The organism is Acidovorax sp. KPB24-03, from assembly GCF_057546605.1.
Map to the genome: position 1 here is coordinate 1 of NZ_BAAJYR010000706.1, position 1,164 is coordinate 1,164.

The 1,164-nt window shown below is 69.2% G+C and carries 3 protein-coding genes; all 3 read right to left on the reverse strand.

The window, feature by feature from the left end; genetic code table 11:
• The coding region (locus tag AC27KI_RS25360; protein ID WP_487116558.1) for a sigma-70 family RNA polymerase sigma factor at nucleotides 1–486 on the reverse strand (486 nt) is incomplete at its 3' end.
• 27 nt (nucleotides 487–513) lie between these two features.
• On the reverse strand, nucleotides 514–897 hold the full coding sequence (locus AC27KI_RS25365) for a COG4315 family predicted lipoprotein (protein WP_272568718.1): 384 nt from the start codon (nucleotides 895–897) through the stop codon (nucleotides 514–516).
• Between the two features lie 100 nt (nucleotides 898–997).
• Nucleotides 998–1,164: SsrA-binding protein (locus AC27KI_RS25370; protein ID WP_487116560.1), on the reverse strand; the 167-nt coding region annotated here is incomplete at its 5' end.

Consider the following 1,164-nt stretch of genomic DNA (forward strand, 5'->3'; position numbering starts at 1 on the left):
GTCACCGGGCGCCGGGCGCGCTGCGGCGGGCGCGTGCATCAGTTCGCGCAGCCGTGCCCGCGCGCGGGACAGGCGCGACATCACCGTGCCGACGGGGATCTGCAGCACGCGGGCCGTCTGCGCGTAGTCCATGTCTTCGAGCGTGACCAGCAGCAGCACCGCGCGCTGGTCGGAGGGCAGGCGCTGCAGGCAGCGATCGAGGTCGATGGCGTCGTCCGATGCGGGCGCCGGGGCCTGCAGGCTGTCCTGCACGGCCTCGATGTCCAGCAGCGGCAGGGCCGAAGCCGAGCGCTGCTGGTTCAGGTACAGGTGGTGCATCAGGGTGAAGAGCCACGCCCGCAGATCGCTGCCCGACCGCCAGAGCAGCCACTTGCGGCACGCGCGCTCCAGGGTGTCCTGCACCAGATCGTCCGCCGCCCAGGCATTGCCGGTCAGGGCCCGCGCATAGCGGCGCAGGCTGGGCAGGTGCTCGACGATCCGGTCCATGGGGGCGGGCGCTGGGCCGGTCCCGGATCAGGGCTTGGCGGTGTGCCAGACCTGGTTGACGCCGTCGCCGGTGCGATCGCCTGGCTTGGCGTCCTTGGCCCAGTAGTACAGCGGCTTGCCCTTGTAGGCCAGCTGGCTGCTGCCGTCGTCGCGGCGCACCACGCTGTAGTCGCCGGTCGGGGTGGCATTGCCGGCCATCAGCGGCGGCCAGTTGGTGGCGCAGGGGCCGTTGCAGACCGATTTGCCGCTGCCCGTCGCATCGCGGTCGAAGGTGTAGAGGGTCATGCCGTTGGGGCCGGTCAGTGCGCCGTCCTTGGCCTGGACGCCAGCCGGCGCCGTCATCATGGAAGAGCAGCCGGCCAGCGCCAGTGCAAAGGCGGCGGTGGCCACGGAGGAAGCGATACGGATCATGGGTGTCTCCAGTCGATCGGGTGCGGGCGACGCGAAATGCGGCCCTGCACCTGGATGAACACCGAAGGATGCGCTTTTATTCCCTGCGCCGCCGAAAAAATTACCGGTGGCGGCTTTTCATCGCGCGCTCGACCTCGCGCTTGCCTTCGCGGTCCTTGATGGTGTCGCGCTTGTCGTGCTCCGCCTTGCCCTTGGCCAGCGCGAAATCGCACTTCACCAGGCCATCCTTCCAATGCAGGTTGAGCGGCACCAGCGTGTACCCCTTTT